This window comes from Microbacterium lushaniae (assembly GCF_008727775.1).
Lineage (GTDB): Bacteria > Actinomycetota > Actinomycetes > Actinomycetales > Microbacteriaceae > Microbacterium > Microbacterium lushaniae.
In genome coordinates this window covers 1,468,289-1,487,012 of sequence record NZ_CP044232.1, presented here as the reverse complement: position 1 = coordinate 1,487,012, position 18,724 = coordinate 1,468,289, and the positions used below count along the sequence as shown (strand labels likewise).

Genomic DNA, 18,724 nt, shown 5'->3' with positions numbered 1-18,724 from the left:
GCGGGCGGCGGGTGCGCGACCGCTCAGGTGACTGCGCCGCGAGCGTTGTAGACGACGGCGTCCGCCGCACCGTAGTCGGCGAAGACCCGCACTGCCTCGTCGCGCCGCACGTCGGTGATGACGCGGATGCCGCGGGCTTCGAACTGCGCGATCCAGTCGGCGACGACCGGTCCCTCGTCGAACCCGCTGAGCGACTCGAGCTCGGGGCCCTCACCGGCCACGACGAGCGAGCGGACGCCGCTCCACATCGTCGCGCCGTAACACATGACGCACGGGCGCCAGTTGACCACGAGCTGCAGGTCGGCGCCCGAGGCGCCCAGGTCCCACCGCCCGAGCGCGGTCTGGGCCAGGCCGATCGCCGTCACCTCGGCGTGCTGGGAGCTGAGCCCCGAGCTCAGCACGACGTTGACGCCCGCCGACACGAGCCGCCCCGACTCGGCCTCCACCACGATCGCCGCGAACGGACCGCCGTTGCCGGCGCGCCAGTTGCGGTCGGCGAGCGCGTTGACGAGGTCCATGCGGTCTTCGAGCGTGGGCAGGGTCTCCGGCAGGTTCGGCAGGTCGGCGACGAGCCAGTCGGGGAGCGTGGCGGAGAGAGCGGTGGCAAGGGTCATGCCGCCATCCTGGCGCGTGCATGTTTCCGACCTGCTACGCCCGATGTCGTCGATGTTGTGGATAACGGGTGCGAGGGGCAGGTCTCGCTCCTAGCCTGGGTGCCATGCTCGCCCGAGTAGCCCGCGCCCTCGCCGTCCTCGCGGTGGTGGCCGCTGCGGCAACGGGATGCGTCGGCTCCCCCGAGCCCCAGGAGACCACGCCCACTCCGCTCACCGACGAGCAGGCCTTCGCCGCCGCCGAAGAGACCTACCGCGCCTACGTCGACGCCCTCAACCAGGTCGACCTGAGCGACCCCGCCACGTTCGAGCCCGTCTACGCCCTCACCACCGGTGACGCCAACGCATCGGCCCGCGAATCGTTCACCCAGATGCACGCCGACGGATGGACCGTGACGGGCGAGAGCGTCGTAACCCTTGTTGAGCCGGCCGTTCGCACCACGGACGTAGCTTCTGTTGACGTGTGTGTGGACGTGTCCGCTGTGTCACTGACAGATTCAGCCGGTCAGTCCGTGGTCAGCGCAGAGCGTCCGGACATTCAGGCCCTGACGGTCGAGGTGAGCCCAGCTGCGGAGTCCATAGTCCGGTTCGTACCGCGTGATGGGGAACCGACGTGCGGCTCATAACGGTCGCGACTCTAACAATGGCGCTCCTCACGCCTGCAGCTACCAACGCGCCGACGGGGTGCAGCGGATTCGGCTGGCAGAATGCTTGCGCGTCTAACTCGGGGAGTCAGATCGACATCGTCGGGGAGACGATCACGCCGCAGCGTCCGCCGAGAGGGGGAGGGAACCCGGGCGGATCGGACTCCGCCGGCCCGGAGTCCCCCAGCGATCCGGAGGCGCTGCCGCCGGGCTGCACGCTCATCGGAGGCGGGTTCGCCGTGTGCGAACCCGTCGAAGGTGAAGTGCTCCCCGGCATCCCCGCCGTGACGGCGCGGGATGTCGCGAGCTTCGCGCCCGGAGGGCCTGCCCTCGCTGGAGAGCCCGACGGTGTGGGTGTGGTGGGCATGCCGGTGAACTTCGTCGCCTCCGCGTCGGCGCAGTCGGTCAGCGGCACGCTGTTCGGCCGCCCCGTCACTGTGCGGTTCACCCCCTCGGCGTTCGTCTTCGACTACGGCGACGGCACCACCGCGCGCTCCACCTCGGGCGGAGCATCCTGGGGCGAGCTGGGGCAGGCGCAGTTCACTCCCACGGCCACGAGCCACGCGTACGGCGAGCGCGGCGTCTACCAGGTCGCGGTCACGACGGAATACTTCGCGGAGGTCGACTTCGGCGTGGGGCGCTGGTTCCCCGTGAACGGGCCAGTCACCTCCACGACGGCGGGGTACCCGGTCGAGGTCTTCGAAGTGCGCACGGCCCTCGTCGACAAGACGTGCGACGAGAACCCTGCAGGGCCGGCCTGCTGAGCCGGCGCCCCCGCCCTAGTGTGAAGCCGTGCGGTTCATCGACACGACCGACGGCTCCCGGATCGCCGTCGAGATCCACGACTCTCCCGGAGCCGTGCCGGTCGTCGTGGTACCCGGCGGCCCGTGCCGCGACCCCGCGTATCTCGGCGACCTCGCCGGCCTCGCCCGCACGCGGCCACTCGTCATCCTGCATCCCCGGGGCACCCCCGCATCCGGTGGACTGTCGCGCGGGTGGTGGACGGATGCGGACGACCTCATCCAGGTCGCCGACCACCTGGAGGCGCCGGCCGTAGACGTCATCGCGCACTCCGCCGGCACGCGGCTCGCGCTGGCGGCCGCCGCCCAGCATCCCGGCCGCATCCGATCGCTGGCGCTGGTGACCCCGGCCGCCGCGTGGCTGACGGGGACACCGCACGACGGCGCGGCGTTGGCGGCGCACCGCAGCGAGCCGGAGATCACCCGCGCATTCGCGTCGATGAACGGGGAATCACCCGGCGACGAGACCACATTCCAGCGTGCGCTCGAGGCCGAAGCGGCAGCCGGGTATGCCCGCTGGACGCCGGTCGAGCGCCAGCACGCCGGAGTCGGTGCCATGACATGGGCGGCGTCGTCGGCGTGGTTCCGCGACATCCCGGCCGATGCGGCCGCGCGCATCACGGCCTCTCCCCTGCCACCGACGTTCGTGCTCGGTGGCCGCGACGACCTCCTCAGCGGCGTCGCACCCGTCCGCGCCTATGCCGATGCGCTCGGCGCCCACCTGACGCTGCTGGATGACTGCGGCCACTATCCGTGGATCGAGCAGCCCGCGGCCTTCCGCGCCGCCCTGGGCGACTGGCTCGCCCGCGTCTCGCAGTAGTCAAGGAACAGGCGAGAATCGCGGCGGCACTCAGCCTTCCTGCGCGGCTGGTGGTGCGGATCCGACCGGGCTCAGCGCCTGTCGGCGCAGCCGCAGGGCGTTCCCCGAGTAGGCCACGGCGAGCGTGCCGAACGCGAGGAGGATCGCAGCCCCGGCGAGGACTCCGAAGCGGCTGCTCTCGTCGGCGATCCGCACGATGAGGATGCACGCCCCGGCGGCGGCAGCAAGCGCGTTGAGAATCGCCATACCGACGGCGCCTCGGAAGGTGGTGGTCGTCATCGTCGCGAGCATTCCGTCACTGTACCGGCACGGCACGGTGCCCAAGCTCGACGAAGGATCGCCTCCCCGTCCCTGGGGGTAGCTCGCGCCCATGACTATCTGGTTCACCTGCACGTGATGCTGGTGCCGGTCGAGGTCACGGTCCGCCGCGTTGCAGTACCAGAACGCCATCCTCATCGGTGAGCCGGCCTGGCCGTGCTGGACACCGGACGCCCTTCGCTGACGAGTGCCACCGACACCGAATCGGGCTGGGATGTGAGGGGTACCGCGGATACGCTGACGACGTGTCCTCTCGGTCAGACAAGCTGCTCCTCCTCGACTCCGCGTCGCTGTACTTCCGGGCGTTCTACGGCGTGCCCGACACGGTCCGCTCGGCGGACGGCACCCCCGTCAACGCCGTACGGGGGCTCCTCGACATCGTGGCCAAGCTCGTGAGCACGTACCACCCGACGCACCTGGTGGCGTGCTGGGACGACGACTGGCGACCGCAGTGGCGGGTCGACCTCATCCCGAGCTACAAGACCCACCGCGTCGCCGAGGTGGTGGCGGGCTCGCCCGACGTGGAGGTCGTGCCCGACCCGCTGGAGGCGCAGGTCCCCATCATCCGCGAGGCGCTCGACGTCCTGGGGATCCCGATCGTCGGCGCCGCGGAGCACGAAGCCGACGACGTCATCGGAACTCTCGCCACGCGCGCCGGCATGCCCGTCGACATCGTCACCGGCGACCGCGACCTGTTCCAGCTCATCGACGACTCCCGCGACGTGCGCGTCATCTACACCGCGCGGGGTATGAGCAACCTCGAGATCGTCACGGATGCCACGGTCCTGGCCAAGTACGGCGTGCACGCCGCCCAGTACGCCGACTACGCCGCACTGCGAGGCGACAGCTCGGACGGGCTCCCCGGCGTCGCCGGCATCGGGGAGAAGTCGGCCGCCACACTCCTGACGGCGCACGGCGACCTCGCCGGCATCGTCGCAGCAGCCGAAGCGGGTGAGGGGATGCCGGCGGGTCAGCGCGCGAAGATCCTCGCCGGCGCCGACTACCTGAGGGTCGCCCCGACGGTCGTGGAGGTCGTGCGCGACCTGGACCTGCCGGCGATCGACGACCGGCTCCCGGGGGTGGACGACCGGCGTCGCGAGGCCGCCGAGGCGCTCGCCCGGGAATGGAACCTCGGCTCGTCCATGACCCGAGCCCTCGCCGCACTCGCCGTCTGACGCGCGCCTCGCCCCGCCTACGGGTCAGAGGGCCGCGCGACGGACTGCGATGAAGGACGCCGCCAGCAGGACGGTGTACACCACCGCCACGACGATCAGCAGCGTCAGCGCCCCCGACCAGTCGCCGACGGCCGCGTACAGTGCGCCCAGCACGGGTCCGGCCAGTGCCCCGATCGCGTAGCCGCCGCCCTGCACGAGGGCCGACATGCCGGCGGCTTCACTGTCGGAGCGCGCGCCCTGCACGAGTGCGCTGAAGATTGCGACGAAACCGCCGGAGTGACCGATCGCGCCGATGGACAGCCACACGATCATCAGCGACGGCGCCGTGAGCACCCCAACGGTGAGGATGAGCCAGCTGCCGCTGATGATCGCCACCGTCACCCACGACGGCGCGACCCGCGTCAGCAGCGGCACCACGAACGCGCCGACGATGCCCGCGCCCTGGAAGATCGACGCCAGGGCACCCGCAGCCGTCTGATCCAGCGCGAGCAGATCGCCGGAGATCACCGGCAGCCACGTGGTGAGGCCGAAGTAGATGAACGTCTGGCACGCGAAGGTCGCCAGGAGCAGCCACGGCACCGGGCGGCGCAGGAACGAACCGCCGTGTGCGGAGATCACGGGCATGGGACCGGTGAGGGTGCGCGGATCGATCTCGTCGGTCGCCACCGGCCGCACGGGGTCCTCGCCGGAGTACCTCGTGTCGGGGTCGACGCCTGCGCGACGCCATCGGGCGAGGTGCGCGCCCCACAGGAGGATGCCCGCCACCGTCAGCAGCGACCACAGCAGGAGCGCCACCGGCCACCCCGTGAGTGCGGCCAGCGGGGCGGTCAGCAGCGACGTCAGCAGCGACCCGGCGTTGAGCATCGCCACGTAGGCGGCGGTCACCAGGCTCACGCGCGGGGGCGGCACGTCGCGGCGGATGATGACGGGGATGACGACATTGCCGATCGTGATGGCGGCGCCGATCACGACCGTGCCCGCCAGCATCCACCCGAAACCCGGCACGGCCCGCATGACCGTCCCCACGAGCACGCCGGCGAGGGTGATCAGGAGCGCCCGTTCGGGCCCCGAGCGGCGGATCACGAACGCGGCCACCGGGGTCAGGATGGCGAACATCAGCACGGGCGCCGTCGTCAGCAGCGCAACCGATGCGGGGGTCAGGCCGAGGTCGCGTTCGATGTCGCGCAGCACGGGGGTGGGCGAGACGATGGGACCGCGCAGGCTCAGCGCCGCGACGAGCACACCCCAGATCAGCAGCCACGGCAGTGCCCGCCCGGCGGCAGGCGCACGCCCGGAGGTCATCCCCCCAGTTTACGAGCGGCTCACCGGTCGCGGCCGAGCCACTCCCGCAGCTTCGCCAGCGGCCACGTCGTCACGATGCGCTCGGCGGGAACGCCGGCGCGCTCGGCGCGCGCCGCGCCGTAGTCCAGCAGCGACAGCTGTCCGGGAGCATGGGCGTCGGAGTCGATCGCGAACAGGCACCCCTTCTCCAGCGCGATCGCCAGCAGGTCGTCGGGCGGATCCTGGCGCTCGGGCCGGGAGTTGATCTCCACCGCGACGCCGTGCGCCGCGCACGCCTCGAACACGGCCACGGGGTCGAACGTCGACTGCGGGCGCGTGCCCCGCGCACCCTCGACCAGCCGCCCCGTGACGTGCCCCAGCACATCCACGTGCGGGCTGGAGACGGCGGCGACGAATCGCCGGGTCATGGGAGCACGCTCCATCCGCAGCAGGGAATGCGCCGACGCGACGACGACATCCAGCTGGTCCAGCAAGCCGGGCTCCTGGTCGAGCGCCCCGTCTTCGAGGATGTCGACCTCGATGCCGCTGAGCAGCGCGAACCCCTCGCCGCTCAGACCCGCCACCACGCCCAGCTGCTCTCGCAGCCGCTCGGGAGACAGGCCGTTGGCGACGCGCAGCCGCGGCGAGTGATCGGTCAGAGCCAGGTACTCGTGGCCCAGGCGCCGCGCGGAATCCACCATCGCCTCGATGGGGGTGAGCCCGTCGGACCAGTCGCTGTGGCTGTGCAGGTCGCCGCGGAGCGCGGCACGCAGGTCGGAGGGGCCCGCGACACCGGCCTTCTCACGCAGGACGACGAGGTACTCCGGCACGTCGCCGGCCAGCGCCTGCTGGATGACGGTGTACGTCGACTCGCCGATGCCCTTGCGCCGGCGCAGACCCGGATCCCGCAGCTGCGCGTCGTCGAGACCGGCGATCGCGTCTGCGGCGGCCCGGAACGCCTTGGACTTGTACCTGCTCGACCGCTCCCGCTCGAGCAGATACGCGATCTCGGTGAGGGCGTCGAGCGGGTCCACGGGTCAGCCTGCCAGCTCGTGCGTTGCCGCCACCCACGCGTCCAGCTTCGCGGCGGCCCGGCCGTCGTCGATGGCCTCGGCCGCCTCGTCGCGAGCCTGCGCGAGCCGTTCCACGATGGGCTGCTGTGCCTGAGCGGGATCGCGGAACAGCCGGTAGGCCACGATTCCGGCGGCGGCGTTGAGCAGCACGATGTCGCGCACGGGCCCCGGATCACCGGCGAGGACGCGGCGCACGACTGCGGCGTTGTGCGCAGGGTCACCGCCCAGCAGGTCGTCGATGTCGGCCAGCGGGATGCCGAGATCCCGCGGGTCGAGGTCGTGCTCGTGCACGTCTCCGAGGCTGATCTCCCACAGCCGGCTGTGGCCCGTCGTGGTCAGCTCGTCCAGGCCGTCGTCGCCGCGGAAGACCAGCGCCGTCGCACCGCGCGTGCGGAAGACGCCGGTGATCAGCGGCACGCGGTCCAGCTGCGCCACGCCCACGGCGTTGGCCTCGGCGCGGGCGGGGTTGCACAGGGGGCCGAGGAAGTTGAAGACGGTGGGCACGCCCAGTTCTGCGCGCGTGGGCCCCGCGTGACGGAAGCCGGGGTGGAACGCCGCGGCGAAGGCGAACGTGATGCCCGTGCGGGCGAGCGTCTCGGCGACGGCCTCGGGGCTCAGCGCCAGGTCGATGCCCAGCGCCGCGAGCACGTCCGACGAGCCCGACGACGAACTGGCCGCCCGGTTGCCGTGCTTGACGACGGGGACACCGGATGCGGCGGCGACGATGGCCGCCATGCTCGAGACGTTCACAGTGCCGTAACGATCGCCGCCGGTGCCGACGATGTCGAGCACGTCGGCGGGGACGGGCAGCGGGAGCGCCGCCTCGAGGATCGCGTCGCGGAACCCCACGATCTCATCCACCGTCTCGCCCTTGGCCCGCAGCGCGACGAGGAAACCGGCCAGCTGGGACGGGGTCGCCTCGCCGCTCATGACGCGGCGCATCGCCCACGTCGACTCCGAGACGCTCAGGTCTTCTCCGCCCAGAAGACTCGTGAGAAGTTCGGGCCACCCATACCGCTCCGCCATGCAGCGATCCTATCCAGCGCCCGTTCCGGCCGCCGGGAAGGGCTCTCGGAGGACCCGCAGCCAACTCGCGGGCGATTCTTAGGCCTCCCTAAGTCCCGGGTGAGGCGAATCGGGCATCGCCGGTGCCAAACGACGGCCTCGGTATCGGCCATAATGGGGAGTGTGACCACGCCAGCGACATACCCCCAGGCCCTCCGGTCCGTGAAACGGCCCGACCCGGTCGCCGTTGGCACCATCGTCTGGCTGGGCAGCGAAGTGATGTTCTTCGCCGGCCTCTTCGCGATCTACTTCACACTGCGCAGCACCTCGCCTGAGCTGTGGGCCGAAGAGACCCAACTGCTGAACGTTCCCTACGCGACCGTCAACACGATCATCCTCGTGCTGTCCTCGGTCACGTGCCAGATGGGTGTCTTCGCGGCCGAGCGCTACCAGCCGTACCGCACCGGCGGCAGCCCCCTGAAGTGGGGCATGGTCGAGTGGTTCTACCTCACCTTCGCCCTGGGCGCGATCTTCGTGTCGGGTCAGGTGTGGGAGTACGCGCAGCTGGTCGCCGAGGGCATGCCCATCACGGCCAACCCGTACGCGTCGGCGTTCTACCTCACCACCGGGTTCCACGCACTGCACGTCACCGGCGGGCTCATCGCCTTCCTGTTCGTGATCGGCCGCGCGTACGCCGTCAAGAACTTCGGGCGCAAAGAGATGACCACCTCGATCGTCGTGTCCTACTACTGGCACTTCGTCGACGTCGTCTGGATCGCCCTGTTCCTCGTCATCTACTTCCTGAAATAGAGCGGAGCTGCACCTCGACATGGCACGTGAGAAGAAGCGACGCTCGACCGGCCGCCGGAGCCCCCTGGCCGCGGCCGCACTGATCGGTATCGGACTGCTCGTCACCGGCGGACTGTACGCCGGCGCGACGGCGGCCATCGCCGCCACCGAAGACGAATCCCCCGCCAACGCCACCCTCACGGTGGAAGACGGCAAGAAGCTGTTCCAGGCCAACTGCGCGACCTGCCACGGACTCGACCTCCAGGGCAGCGAGAACGGCCCGTCGCTGTACGGCGTCGGCGAGCTGTCGGTGCACTTCCAGGTGTCCACCGGCCGTATGCCGATGCAGGCGCAGTCGCCCCAGGCCCCGCAGAAGCCGGTGCAGTTCACCGAAGAGCAGATCGATGCGATGGCCGCCTTCGTGCAGTCGACCGCTCCCGGCCCGACCTACCCCGAGGCCGAGGTGCTCGAGGGTGAAGGCGCCGACCTGTCCCACGGTGCGGAGCTGTTCCGCATCAACTGCGCGATGTGCCACAACGTCGCCGGCGCGGGCGGTGCGCTGACCGAGGGCAAGTACGCCCCAGGCCTGCACACCACCACGCCGCTGAACATGTACGCGGCGATGGTCACCGGACCGCAGAACATGCCGGTCTTCAACGACTTGAACCTGACTCTCGAGGACAAGCGCGACATCATCGCGTACCTCGTCTTCCTGCAGGAGGCGGAGTCCCCCGGCGGTTACGCGCTCGGCTCGCTCGGCCCCGTCTCGGAGGGCCTGTTCATCTGGGTCTTCGGAATCGGCTCGCTGATCGCGCTCACCGTGTGGATCACGGCGAAATCCAACTGACACCTGCCGACTAACGACATTTCGGAACGCACGAGGAGCACCATGGCACACGAGGACGACGCGCTCGAGCACGAGAGGGCTTCCTGGAAGCCGTCTTCCGGGCTCGCGGTCGCGGTGACGGATCCCGTGCGAAGCCCGGAACTCCCGCCGCACCGCGAACGGATGACCGACAAGGACCCCAAGGCCATGCGCCGTGCGGTCCGCACCGTCTACACGCTGTTCTATCTCTCGGTCGCCGCGAGCATCTGGGCCATCGCCGCCTACATGCTCTTCCCGATCGAGTCCGGCGCGCTGATCGACATCCGCAACAACAACCTCTTCGTCGGGCTCGGCATCGGCCTGGCGCTCCTGGCCATCGGGCTGGGCGCGATCCACTGGTCCAAGGCGATCATGTCCGACAAGGAGTACATCGAGCCGCGTCACGCCACGCGCGGACGGGACTCCACGCGCGCGGCCGCCGTCCAGGCCTTCGCCGCCGCCAACGAGGAGTCCGGGTTCGGCCGGCGGACGATGATCCGCAACTCGCTGTTCGCCGCGCTGGCCGCATCGATCCTCCCCGGCATCACGCTGTTCCGCGGCCTCGCGCCGGAGAACACCCCCGAGCACCCGCACGCGGGTGACCCGGTCTACCTCATGAGCCACACGATGTGGAAGGAAGGCACCCGCCTGGCGCACGACCCGTCCGGCCGCCCCATCCGCGCCTCGGAGGTCACGCTGGGCTCGGCGTTCCACGTCATCCCCGAAGACCTCGCCGAGGTCAGCCACCACGACGGCTACCTCGAGGAGAAGGCCAAGGCCATCGTGCTGCTCATGCGCCTGATGCCCGAAGACCTCATCGAGTCCGACGACAAGAAGGACTGGTCGTACGACGGCATCGTCGCGTACTCGAAGGTCTGCACGCACGTCGGATGCCCCGTCGCCCTCTACGAACAGCACACGCACCACCTGCTGTGCCCCTGCCACCAGTCGCAGTTCGACGTCGCCAATGGTGCGGCCGTCATCTTCGGCCCCGCCGCCCGTCCCCTGCCGCAGCTTCCGATCACCGTGGATGACGAGGGTTACCTCGTCGCTCGCAGTGACTTCCACGAGCCCGTCGGCCCGAGCTTCTGGGAGCGCCATTGAGCACCACGACTCATCCCACGGATAACGTCACCACCGAACCGGCCAGCCACACCGGACCGGTGAACGCCGGCCGTGATGGAAAGCCCCTCGGCGGACGTTTCGTCGGCGCCGCGTCGAACTACATCGACGAGCGCACGAGCATCTCCGGTTTCGTCAAGGAACTCGGCCGCAAGATCTTCCCCGACCACTGGTCGTTCATGCTCGGTGAGATCGCGCTGTGGAGCTTCGTGGTCGTGCTGCTGTCCGGCACGTTCCTGACGTTCTTCTTCGACGCCTCGATGGTGGAGACCCACTACGACGGCGCGTACGAGCCGATGCGCGGCATCGCGATGTCGGCCGCGCTCGAGTCGACCCTCAGCATCTCCTTCGACCTGCGCGGCGGGCTCCTGGTCCGTCAGATCCACCACTGGGCAGCGCTCGTGTTCGTCGCCGGTATCGGCGTGCACATGCTGCGCGTGTTCTTCACCGGTGCGTTCCGCAAGCCGCGCGAGCTGAACTGGGTGGTCGGCTTCATCCTCTTCATCCTCGCGATGGGTGAGGGCTTCACCGGCTACTCGCTGCCCGACGACCTGCTCTCCGGCAACGGTCTGCGCATCATCGACGGCATGGTCAAGGGCATCCCGGTGGTCGGCACGTGGATCTCGTTCCTGCTGTTCGGCGGAGAGTTCCCCGGCACCGCGATCGTCGGACGCCTGTACACGCTGCACATCCTGCTGTTGCCGGCGATCCTGGTGGCGCTGCTGGTCGTGCACCTCATGCTGATGATCATCAACAAGCACACGCAGTTCGCCGGCCCCGGCCGCACGAACGACAACGTCGTGGGCTACCCGATGATGCCCGTGTACATGTCGAAGATGGGCGGGTTCTTCTTCATCACGTTCGGTGTGATCGTCCTGATCGCCTCACTGTTCACGATCAACCCGGTCTGGAACTACGGTCCGTACGACCCCTCCCCCGTGTCTGCCGGTACCCAGCCCGACTGGTACATCGGCTTCGCCGACGGCGCTCTGCGACTGGTTCCCCCGCACCTCGAGTTCGTCCTGTGGGACCGCACGTGGTCGTGGAACATCCTGATCCCGCTGGCCGTCCTGGGCCTGTTCATCGTCCTCGTCCTGATCTACCCCTTCATCGAGGCGTGGATCACCGGTGACAAGCGCGAGCACCACCTCGCGCAGCGTCCGCGCAACGCCCCGACCCGCACCGCCATCGGCGCCGCCGGTGTCACGTTCTACGCGGTCCTGTGGGCGGCGGCATCCTCCGACATCATCGCGACCCACTTCTGGCTCACGATGGAGGGCGTCATCCACGGCCTGCAGGCACTGCTGATCGTCGGGCCGATCATCGCCTACTTCGTCACGAAGCGGATCTGCCTCGCACTGCAGAAGAAGGACCGCGAGATCGTCCTGCACGGCTACGAGTCCGGACGCATCGTGCGTCTGCCCGGTGGCGAGTACATCGAGGTGCACCAGCCCGTCGACGAGTACGAGCGCTGGAAGCTCATGGACGTCGACAACTACGCCCCCCTGGTGGTGCGGCCGAACGCGCAGGGACGCATCCCGTGGCACGAGCACCTGCGCGCCGGGTTCTCGCGGTGGTTCTTCGAAGACCGCCTCACCCCGCTCACGCAGTCCGAGCTGGATGCCGCGGCCGCGCACCAGCGCCACGACCTCGATCACGTCACGCACGACGCCGAGGAGGAGCTCGAGGGCTCCAACCAGCGTGCGATCGAGGAGGGACGCCCGGTGGCCGCCCCCCATGACCAGGTCGCGGTCGGCGAATTCCCCTCGCCCAAGCGCCTGGACGAGCTCAACGAGCCGCACGGCGACGACACCGCCAAGTGACACCCGGAAGGCCCCGGTCCGCTCTGCGGATCGGGGCCTTCCGCATGCCTGGCAGGATTCCACCGCGCCTCGGCACTCCGCGCTCCTCACCCGTGGGCGGCGCGCCCCTAGCCTGAGCGCATGTCTCACCCCGCCGCCCACTTCCGCGCACGCCTCACCGCCGAGACCGACCCCTCGGACGTCTATGCCGCACTGAACGCCGGCGAACCGCTCACCCTGGTCGACGTCCGTGGCGCCGACGCATGGGCCCAGGGCCGCATCCCCGGCGCCGTGCACCTCCCCTACCGGCAGATCGCCGAGCGGGCGCCGTACGAGATCGATCCAGAGGTGCCCGTGGTCGTGTACTGCTGGAGTCCGGGCTGCAACGCCGGGGTGAAGGGGGCACTGGCCTTCGCCGAGCTCGGTTACTCCGTCAGGGAGATGATCGGCGGATATGAGTACTGGGTGCGCGAGGGCCAGCCCGTCGAGAACGACGAGGGCCCCCTGGCCCGCGTGTTCGATCCGCTCGTCATGGTGGTCCGCGCCCCCGCGTCGCAGCTCGCGTAGCGCCGGCGCGGGGCGCTGTCCAGCCCTTCCCCTGCCGGAAGGCGCACCGGAGAGGCTGGAAGCATGACCACATCCGGCCCCGGTTCCCCCTCTTCGTCCGCCACAGTCCTCACGCGGCGGGCCGCCCGGTCGGCGCAGAACGTGTGGTCGGGCGTGCTGTTCGGTGTGGGGCTGGTGGCCTTCGTCGACGAGGCGGTCTTCCATCAGCTCCTGCACTGGCACCACTTCTACGACCGGGGCACGACCGAGCTCGGCCTGGTCTCGGACGGTGTGTTCCACGCGATCAGCTGGTTCGCCACCATCGCCGGCCTGTTCCTCCTCGCCGATCTGCGCCGACGGGATGCGCTGTGGTGGCCGCGCTGGATCGGGGGCGTCCTGGCGGGCGCGGGCGGCTTCCAGCTGTACGACGGTCTGATCCAGCACAAGGTCATGGGGCTGCATCAGATCCGCTACGTCGAGAACCTGCTGGCGTATGACATCGCCTGGAACGTCTCTGCGGCGGTGCTGCTGGCGGCCGGCCTCGTCCTGATCGTCCGCACCTCTCCCGCGCGGGCACGTGCACACGCGGAGGCGACGTGACTGCGCAGGGCACGGGAGGCCATGCGCACGCGGGCGACGCGGGCGGGTTCCTGGACGGCCTCGTCCTCGCCGTGGCCGCCCTGGCGATCGTGATGTACGTCGCGGCGGTGGTCGTCTCCCATCGGCGTGGGCGCGGATGGCCGCGCGCACGGGTGGTCGCCTGGATCGCGGGTGTGACCCTGGGCGCGGCGGCGGTCACCGGCCCCCTCGCCGCCACCGCGCATGACGACTACGTCGCGCACATGGGCACCCATCTGCTGGCCGGCATGCTCGCGCCCGTGCTGCTCGTGCTCGCCGCGCCCGTCACCCTGGCCCTGCGCACACTGTCGGTGACGCCCGCGCGGCGGCTGTCAGCCCTCCTGCTCTCACCGGCGGCACGCGTGATCAGCCACCCGGTGACGGCCGCGCTCCTCAGCGCCGGCGGTTTGTGGGCGATCTACCTGACACCCGTCTTCGAGGCGATGAGCGATCCGCTCGTGCACGTCCTCGTCCACGCGCACCTGCTGGCTGCGGGTTTCCTCTTCACCTCGGCGGTCATCGGGCGCGATCCCGCCCCGCATCGGCCCTCGCGCCCCGTCGTCGCCGTCGTCCTCGTGCTGGCGATCGCCTCGCACGCGATCCTGGCGAAGTACCTGTACGCCCAGCCCCCCGCATCCGTCCCGCTCGCTGAGGCGGAGGCGGGCGCGCAGCTGATGTACTACGCCGGCGCGTGGGTGGAAGCGGCGCTCATCGTCGTCTTCTGCGCAGACTGGTATCGCGCGGCCGGGCGCGACCTGCGCGTGGGCGGTCAGCCCGTCTCGACGTCCTCGGCGAAGTAGCCCGCCGCCGAGCCGAAGAAGATCGGGCCCGTGTCGGCCGCTTCGTCGTCCAGGACATCGCATACGACCGCCGTGACGTTGTCGGCGCTGCCGGCCTGCAACGCGTACGCGACGATGTCCGCAGCCGTGTCGCGCGGGCTCCTGCCCGCCCCCAGGAGCGCTGCCACATCGGTCTCGGGAGCGTAGTCGGTGACACCGTCGCTGCACAGCAGCCATCGGTCGCCGGCGATCGGCTGCCGTTCGCTCACCGACACGACGTCCTCCTCACCGCCGCCGAGGGAGGCCGTGATGATGTTGCGACGAGGATGTGTCGCCGCCGCCTCGGGCGCCAGCAGGCCCGAGTCCACGAGCGCCTGCACGTACGAGTCGTCACGCGTCTCGCGCGTGAACCAGCCGTCGCGCAGCAGGTAGCCGCGGGAGTCGCCGGTGTGCGCCACGAGGAGGGATCCGCCGGCGCCCACGAACAAGCCCGTGAAGGTCGTCGACATCCCCTGCAGCGAGGGATCGCGCAGCACGTGCGCACGCAGGTCCCAATTCGCCTCGCGGATGCGGACGATGAGGGCCTCCGCATCCGATGCGCCCACCGGCCCTGCCACCAGACGGTGCACGAGGGCGGCGGAGGCGAGGTCGCCCGAGGGCCCGCCGCCCACGCCGTCGGCCACCGCGGCCCCCCACGACGCCGTGAAGGCGGCGTCCTGGTTGGTCTTGCGGTGGGAGCCGACGTCGGAGACGGCGGCCGCGCTCAGGCGGATCGGCACGCGCTGCTCAGCGTGCGAAGTATCCGCGGTAGTACTCGAACACCCAGCCCACGATGGCGACGGCGAAGATGGCGATGCCGATGGGCATGAGCCACGCGCCGACGGCCAGGCCGATCATCGCGATGGCCGCCGAGAAGGCGAGCACGATGGGCCACCACGACCAGGGGCTGAATTCACCCATCTCGGGGTCGCCGTCGTCGATGTCGGCGGTGAGGATGTCTTCGGGCAGCTCGCCGCCCTGCGCCCGGTGCACGCGCTGCACGTAGAACGCGATCAGGGCGGCCATCAGCGCGGCGAAGACGAGCGCGACCGTTCCCACCCACTCGATGCGCGTGAGGACGTCACCGGTGTAGAAGAGCATCGCCCACACGGTGTAGGCGATGCCCACCACGAGGAAGAAGACCGACAGCAGCCACCAGAGGCCGACATTGGTGCGCATTACTTGACCTCTCCCTCGGCGGCGTCGACGACCGGGGCATCAGGGGCGTCCTTGGCCGGACCCACGCCGACCGGCACGCCGGCTTCGGGGTGGTTCAGGTCGAACGCGGGACGCTCGCTGCGGATCCGCGGGATCGACGTGAAGTTGTGCCGCGGCGGCGGGCACGACGTGGCCCATTCGAGCGACGCGCCGTAGCCCCACGGGTCGTTGACGGTGATCCGCGGCGCCTTGCGCGCGGTGATCCACACGTTCAGCAGGAACGGGATCATCGAGGCGCCCAGGATCATCGCACCCACGGTGGAGACCTGGTTCTCCCACGTCCAGTTGTCCTGCGGCGAGTAGTCCGCGTAGCGGCGGACCATACCGTCCACACCCAGCCAGTGCTGGATGAGGAACGTCATGTGGAAGCCGATGAACAGCATCCAGAAGTGGATGTAGCCGAGGCGCTCGTTCAGCATCCGGCCCGTCCACTTCGGCCACCAGAAGTAGAACCCGGCGAACATCGCGAACACCACGGTGCCGAACACGACGTAGTGGAAGTGCGCCACGACGAAGTAGGAGTCCGACAGGTGGAAGTCCAGCGGCGGCGAGGCCAGGATGACGCCCGTCAGACCGCCGAACACGAACGACACCAGGAATCCGAGGGAGAAGACCATCGGGGTCTCGAACGTGAGCGAGCCGCGCCACATCGTGCCGATCCAGTTGAAGATCTTCACGCCCGTGGGCACCGCGATGAGCATCGTCATGAGAGCGAAGAACGGCAGGAGCACGGCGCCCGTGACGTACATGTGGTGCGCCCACACCGCCACCGAGAGGGCGGCGATCGCGATCGTCGCGTACACGAGGGTCTTGTACCCGAAGATCGGCTTGCGGCTGAAGACCGGGAAGATCTCCGAGACGATGCCGAAGAACGGCAGCGCGATGATGTACACCTCTGGATGCCCGAAGAACCAGAACAGGTGCTGCCACAGCAGCACACCGCCGGCGGCCGGGTCGTAGATGTGCGAACCGAGCACGCGGTCGGAGGCGGCGGCCAGGATCGCGGCGGCCAGCACGGGGAACGCCATCAGGATGAGGATGCTCGTAATGAGGGTGTTCCACGTGAAGATCGGCATGCGCCACATGGTCATGCCGGGGGCACGCATCGTCAGGATCGTGGTGATGAAGTTCACCGCGCCGAGGATCGTTCCGAACCCGCTCATGCCCAGGCCCAGCATCCACAGGTTCCCGCCGACACCTGGCGAGAAGCTCGCATTGGCCAGTGGCTGGTAGGCGAACCACCCGAATCCGGCGGCACCGGCGGGGGTGAGGAAGCCGGAGACGGCGATGAGCGAGCCGAACAGGAACAGCCAGAACGCGAAGGCGTTCAGACGCGGGAACGCCACGTCGGGCGCACCGATCTGCAGCGGCAGGATCGCGTTGGCGAAGCCGGCGAACAGCGGCGTCGCGAACATCAGCAGCATGATCGTGCCGTGCATCGTGAACAGCTGGTTGTACTGCTCCTTCGTCGGCACGATCTGCATGCCCGGCTCGAACAGCTCGGCGCGGATGATCAGCGCCATCACACCGCCGAGCATGAAGAACATCACCGAGGCGATGAGGTACAGGTACCCGATCGTCTTGTGGTCGGTGGAGGTGATCCACTTGACGATGATGTTGCCCTTGCGCTCGACGCGCGAACCGGTCAGCAGCGCCGCCTGCCGCGGCGGAAGCGTCGTGGGGCGGCCTGGAGCCGACTCTTGGGGGGGAAGCGTGGTGGTCATGCTCGCTTAGCCTTCCTCGGCGCGCCCGAACCCGGTGTTGCCCTGGAGTCGGTCGTAGGCCTCGTCGATGTCGCCGGTCTGTCCTGCGTCGCGGAGGGTCTCGAGGTAGTCCTCGTACTCCGCCTCGCTGACGACCTTGACGTTGAACAGCATCGCGGAGTGGTATTCACCGCACAGCTCGGCGCACTTGCCGGCGTAGGTGCCCTCTCGCGTCGGGGTGAACGACCAGAAGTTGTCGCGCCCGAGGTACATGTCCTTCTTGTACAGGAAGTCGATGACCCAGAAGGAGTGCGCGACATCGCGCGACTGCAGTTCGATCCGCACCGTCTTGTCCACGGGCAGGTAGAGCGTGGGCAGGGCGTCCTGGTCGACGTATCCGTCGCCCTCGGGCTCGGCCTGCACGCCCATGCTCCACACGGCGTCGGAGAAGTCCTCGTCCTCGCCGTTGTACTGGAAGTCCCACGCCCACTGCTTGCCGTACGCGGTGATGGAGACCTCGGGGTCTTCGTACTGCGTCTCGAGGATGTCCTGGTCGCGTGCGGTGAAGGCGAAGAACCCGACCACGAGGATCAGGGGCACGACCGTGTAGAAGATCTCGATCGGCATGTTGTAGCGCAGCTGCACGGGCAGGCCCGTCTGGCCCTTGCGCCGGCGGTATGCGACGGCGGCCCACAGCATGAGGCCCCACGTCACCAGGCCCACGACCAGCAGCACGATCCACGAGTTCACCCACAGACCGGCGACCATGTCGACGCGGTTGGTGGTGGGGACGCCATCCTCCTGGAAACCGGGCAGATACCCGTGGAGCTGGGTCGGGCTACACCCGGCGAGCACTGCAGCCGTCGCGATCCCAACCGGGAGGGCGGCCCAGCGGAGGCGGCGTTTCGAGGGCACGGTGCACCTTTCCGGGACGTGAATGTTGCTTCCGTCAGTCTAGAGCAAGCTCTCACGCTTCTCAGGCCAACCGCTCAGGCTGGCAGACGCGAAAACCCGCGGGACGGGGCGATTTTCGCTCCCGAGCCGCGGGTCTTGGCGTGTCGTTCGTGGCCGGGGTCCCCCGGCCGCAGGGGTCAGTGGAAGCTGTCGCCGCAGGCGCAGCTGCCGGCGGCGTTGGGGTTGTCGATCGTGAAACCCTGCTCCGAGATCGTGTCCTTGAAGTCGATCGTCGCGCCGTCCAGGTACGGCACGCTCATCTCGTCGACGATGACCTCCACGCCGTCGAAGTCGACGGCCTTGTCACCGTCGAGGAAACGCTCGTCGAAGTACAGCTGGTAGATCAGGCCGGAGCATCCGCCGGGCTGAACGGCCACGCGCAGGCGCAGGTCGTCGCGCCCTTCCTGGTCGAGGAGGCTGCGGATCTTGCCGGCGGCGGCGTCGGTCAAGGCGACACCGTGGTCGCGGACGGTCTGGTCGGTCGACAGCGCGGTGTCGGTCATGACAGGCCCTTTCGTCGGTGCGGGTCGCGGTTCGGACTTTCAGAGTCTACGCCGCCCCC

The 18,724-nt window shown here is 69.4% G+C and carries 21 protein-coding genes; 11 read left to right on the top strand and 10 right to left on the bottom strand.

Annotation, left to right across the window (positions count from 1 at the left end; translation table 11 throughout):
- Positions 1-23 precede the first annotated feature (23 nt).
- Entirely contained in the window at positions 24-614 is a 591-nt protein-coding gene (locus F6J85_RS06925) for a nucleoside deaminase (RefSeq protein ID WP_150924384.1), read from the bottom strand.
- 104 nt (positions 615-718) lie between these two features.
- Between F6J85_RS06925 and F6J85_RS06920 the strand changes: the two genes are divergently transcribed.
- The 3 genes from F6J85_RS06920 to F6J85_RS06910 are packed head-to-tail and all read left to right on the top strand — an operon-like array spanning position 719 to position 2,875.
- The gene (locus F6J85_RS06920) at positions 719-1,237 is read left to right on the top strand and encodes a hypothetical protein (protein WP_150924383.1); all 519 of its coding nucleotides are present in this window, start codon (positions 719-721) and stop codon (positions 1,235-1,237) included.
- A 17-nt stretch (positions 1,238-1,254) separates the two neighbouring features.
- Positions 1,255-2,019 carry a hypothetical protein gene (locus F6J85_RS06915; RefSeq protein WP_150924382.1) on the top strand — a complete coding sequence of 255 codons (765 nt, stop codon included), beginning with the start codon at positions 1,255-1,257 and terminating at the stop codon, positions 2,017-2,019.
- Positions 2,020-2,047: 28 nt separating this feature from the next.
- Complete coding sequence (locus tag F6J85_RS06910) at positions 2,048-2,875, top strand: alpha/beta fold hydrolase (RefSeq protein ID WP_238707080.1); 828 nt, start codon at positions 2,048-2,050, stop codon at positions 2,873-2,875.
- A gap of 30 nt (positions 2,876-2,905) precedes the next feature.
- Here the strand turns inward: F6J85_RS06910 and F6J85_RS06905 are convergent, their stop codons facing one another.
- Positions 2,906-3,325 carry a hypothetical protein gene (locus tag F6J85_RS06905; RefSeq protein ID WP_150924381.1) on the bottom strand — a complete coding sequence of 140 codons (420 nt, stop codon included), beginning with the start codon at positions 3,323-3,325 and terminating at the stop codon, positions 2,906-2,908.
- Positions 3,326-3,438: 113 nt separating this feature from the next.
- Between F6J85_RS06905 and F6J85_RS06900 the strand changes: the two genes are divergently transcribed.
- Complete coding sequence (locus F6J85_RS06900; protein ID WP_150924380.1) at positions 3,439-4,368, top strand: 5'-3' exonuclease; 930 nt, start codon at positions 3,439-3,441, stop codon at positions 4,366-4,368.
- 24 nt (positions 4,369-4,392) lie between these two features.
- Here F6J85_RS06900 and F6J85_RS06895 read toward each other — a convergent pair whose 3' ends face one another.
- From F6J85_RS06895 to trpD, 3 genes are read right to left on the bottom strand one after another with little or no spacing between them, the layout of a single operon-like run.
- On the bottom strand, positions 4,393-5,670 hold the full coding sequence (locus F6J85_RS06895) for an MFS transporter (protein ID WP_150924379.1): 1,278 nt from the start codon (positions 5,668-5,670) through the stop codon (positions 4,393-4,395).
- Between the two features lie 20 nt (positions 5,671-5,690).
- The gene (locus F6J85_RS06890; RefSeq protein ID WP_150924378.1) at positions 5,691-6,683 is read right to left on the bottom strand and encodes a PHP domain-containing protein; all 993 of its coding nucleotides are present in this window, start codon (positions 6,681-6,683) and stop codon (positions 5,691-5,693) included.
- Positions 6,684-6,686: 3 nt separating this feature from the next.
- Positions 6,687-7,748, bottom strand: a complete 1,062-nt coding sequence (trpD, locus tag F6J85_RS06885) for an anthranilate phosphoribosyltransferase (RefSeq protein WP_150924377.1) — start codon at positions 7,746-7,748, stop codon at positions 6,687-6,689.
- A 153-nt stretch (positions 7,749-7,901) separates the two neighbouring features.
- On the opposite strand from trpD, the gene ctaE reads away from it, so the two are divergent.
- The 7 genes from ctaE to F6J85_RS06850 all read left to right on the top strand — a co-directional run bounded on the left by ctaE (position 7,902) and on the right by F6J85_RS06850 (position 14,269).
- The gene (gene ctaE, locus F6J85_RS06880) at positions 7,902-8,537 is read left to right on the top strand and encodes an aa3-type cytochrome oxidase subunit III (protein WP_150919126.1); all 636 of its coding nucleotides are present in this window, start codon (positions 7,902-7,904) and stop codon (positions 8,535-8,537) included.
- Positions 8,538-8,556: 19 nt separating this feature from the next.
- A complete protein-coding gene (gene qcrC, locus F6J85_RS06875; RefSeq protein WP_150924376.1) occupies positions 8,557-9,363 on the top strand; it encodes a cytochrome bc1 complex diheme cytochrome c subunit in 807 nt (268 codons plus the stop codon).
- Between the two features lie 42 nt (positions 9,364-9,405).
- Positions 9,406-10,485 carry a cytochrome bc1 complex Rieske iron-sulfur subunit gene (gene qcrA, locus F6J85_RS06870; RefSeq protein ID WP_150924375.1) on the top strand — a complete coding sequence of 360 codons (1,080 nt, stop codon included), beginning with the start codon at positions 9,406-9,408 and terminating at the stop codon, positions 10,483-10,485.
- Positions 10,486-10,544: 59 nt separating this feature from the next.
- A complete protein-coding gene (qcrB, locus tag F6J85_RS06865) occupies positions 10,545-12,326 on the top strand; it encodes a cytochrome bc1 complex cytochrome b subunit (protein WP_150927244.1) in 1,782 nt (593 codons plus the stop codon).
- A gap of 120 nt (positions 12,327-12,446) precedes the next feature.
- A complete protein-coding gene (locus F6J85_RS06860) occupies positions 12,447-12,872 on the top strand; it encodes a rhodanese-like domain-containing protein (RefSeq protein ID WP_150924374.1) in 426 nt (141 codons plus the stop codon).
- A gap of 63 nt (positions 12,873-12,935) precedes the next feature.
- The gene (locus tag F6J85_RS06855) at positions 12,936-13,451 is read left to right on the top strand and encodes a DUF2243 domain-containing protein (RefSeq protein ID WP_150924373.1); all 516 of its coding nucleotides are present in this window, start codon (positions 12,936-12,938) and stop codon (positions 13,449-13,451) included.
- The gene (locus F6J85_RS06850) at positions 13,448-14,269 is read left to right on the top strand and encodes a cytochrome c oxidase assembly protein (RefSeq protein WP_150924372.1); all 822 of its coding nucleotides are present in this window, start codon (positions 13,448-13,450) and stop codon (positions 14,267-14,269) included. The genes F6J85_RS06855 and F6J85_RS06850 overlap by 4 nt, the downstream gene beginning before the upstream one ends.
- On the opposite strand, the gene F6J85_RS06845 is transcribed toward F6J85_RS06850, so the two are convergent.
- The 5 genes from F6J85_RS06845 to F6J85_RS06825 form a co-directional block, all read right to left on the bottom strand.
- A complete protein-coding gene (locus F6J85_RS06845; protein WP_150924371.1) occupies positions 14,239-15,027 on the bottom strand; it encodes a PP2C family protein-serine/threonine phosphatase in 789 nt (262 codons plus the stop codon). The genes F6J85_RS06850 and F6J85_RS06845 overlap by 31 nt on opposite strands.
- 7 nt (positions 15,028-15,034) lie before the next feature.
- Positions 15,035-15,466: a cytochrome c oxidase subunit 4 gene (locus F6J85_RS06840; RefSeq protein ID WP_150924370.1), complete on the bottom strand. Its 432-nt coding sequence runs from the start codon at positions 15,464-15,466 to the stop codon at positions 15,035-15,037.
- On the bottom strand, positions 15,466-17,229 hold the full coding sequence (gene ctaD, locus F6J85_RS06835) for an aa3-type cytochrome oxidase subunit I (protein ID WP_150919141.1): 1,764 nt from the start codon (positions 17,227-17,229) through the stop codon (positions 15,466-15,468). The genes F6J85_RS06840 and ctaD overlap by 1 nt, the downstream gene beginning before the upstream one ends.
- A 6-nt stretch (positions 17,230-17,235) precedes the next feature.
- Entirely contained in the window at positions 17,236-18,123 is an 888-nt protein-coding gene (gene ctaC / locus F6J85_RS06830; RefSeq protein ID WP_150919143.1) for an aa3-type cytochrome oxidase subunit II, read from the bottom strand.
- 176 nt (positions 18,124-18,299) lie between these two features.
- Positions 18,300-18,665 (bottom strand): HesB/IscA family protein, encoded by a 366-nt coding sequence (locus tag F6J85_RS06825; RefSeq protein ID WP_150919145.1) that lies wholly within the window; start codon positions 18,663-18,665, stop codon positions 18,300-18,302.
- Positions 18,666-18,724: the final 59 nt, after the last annotated feature.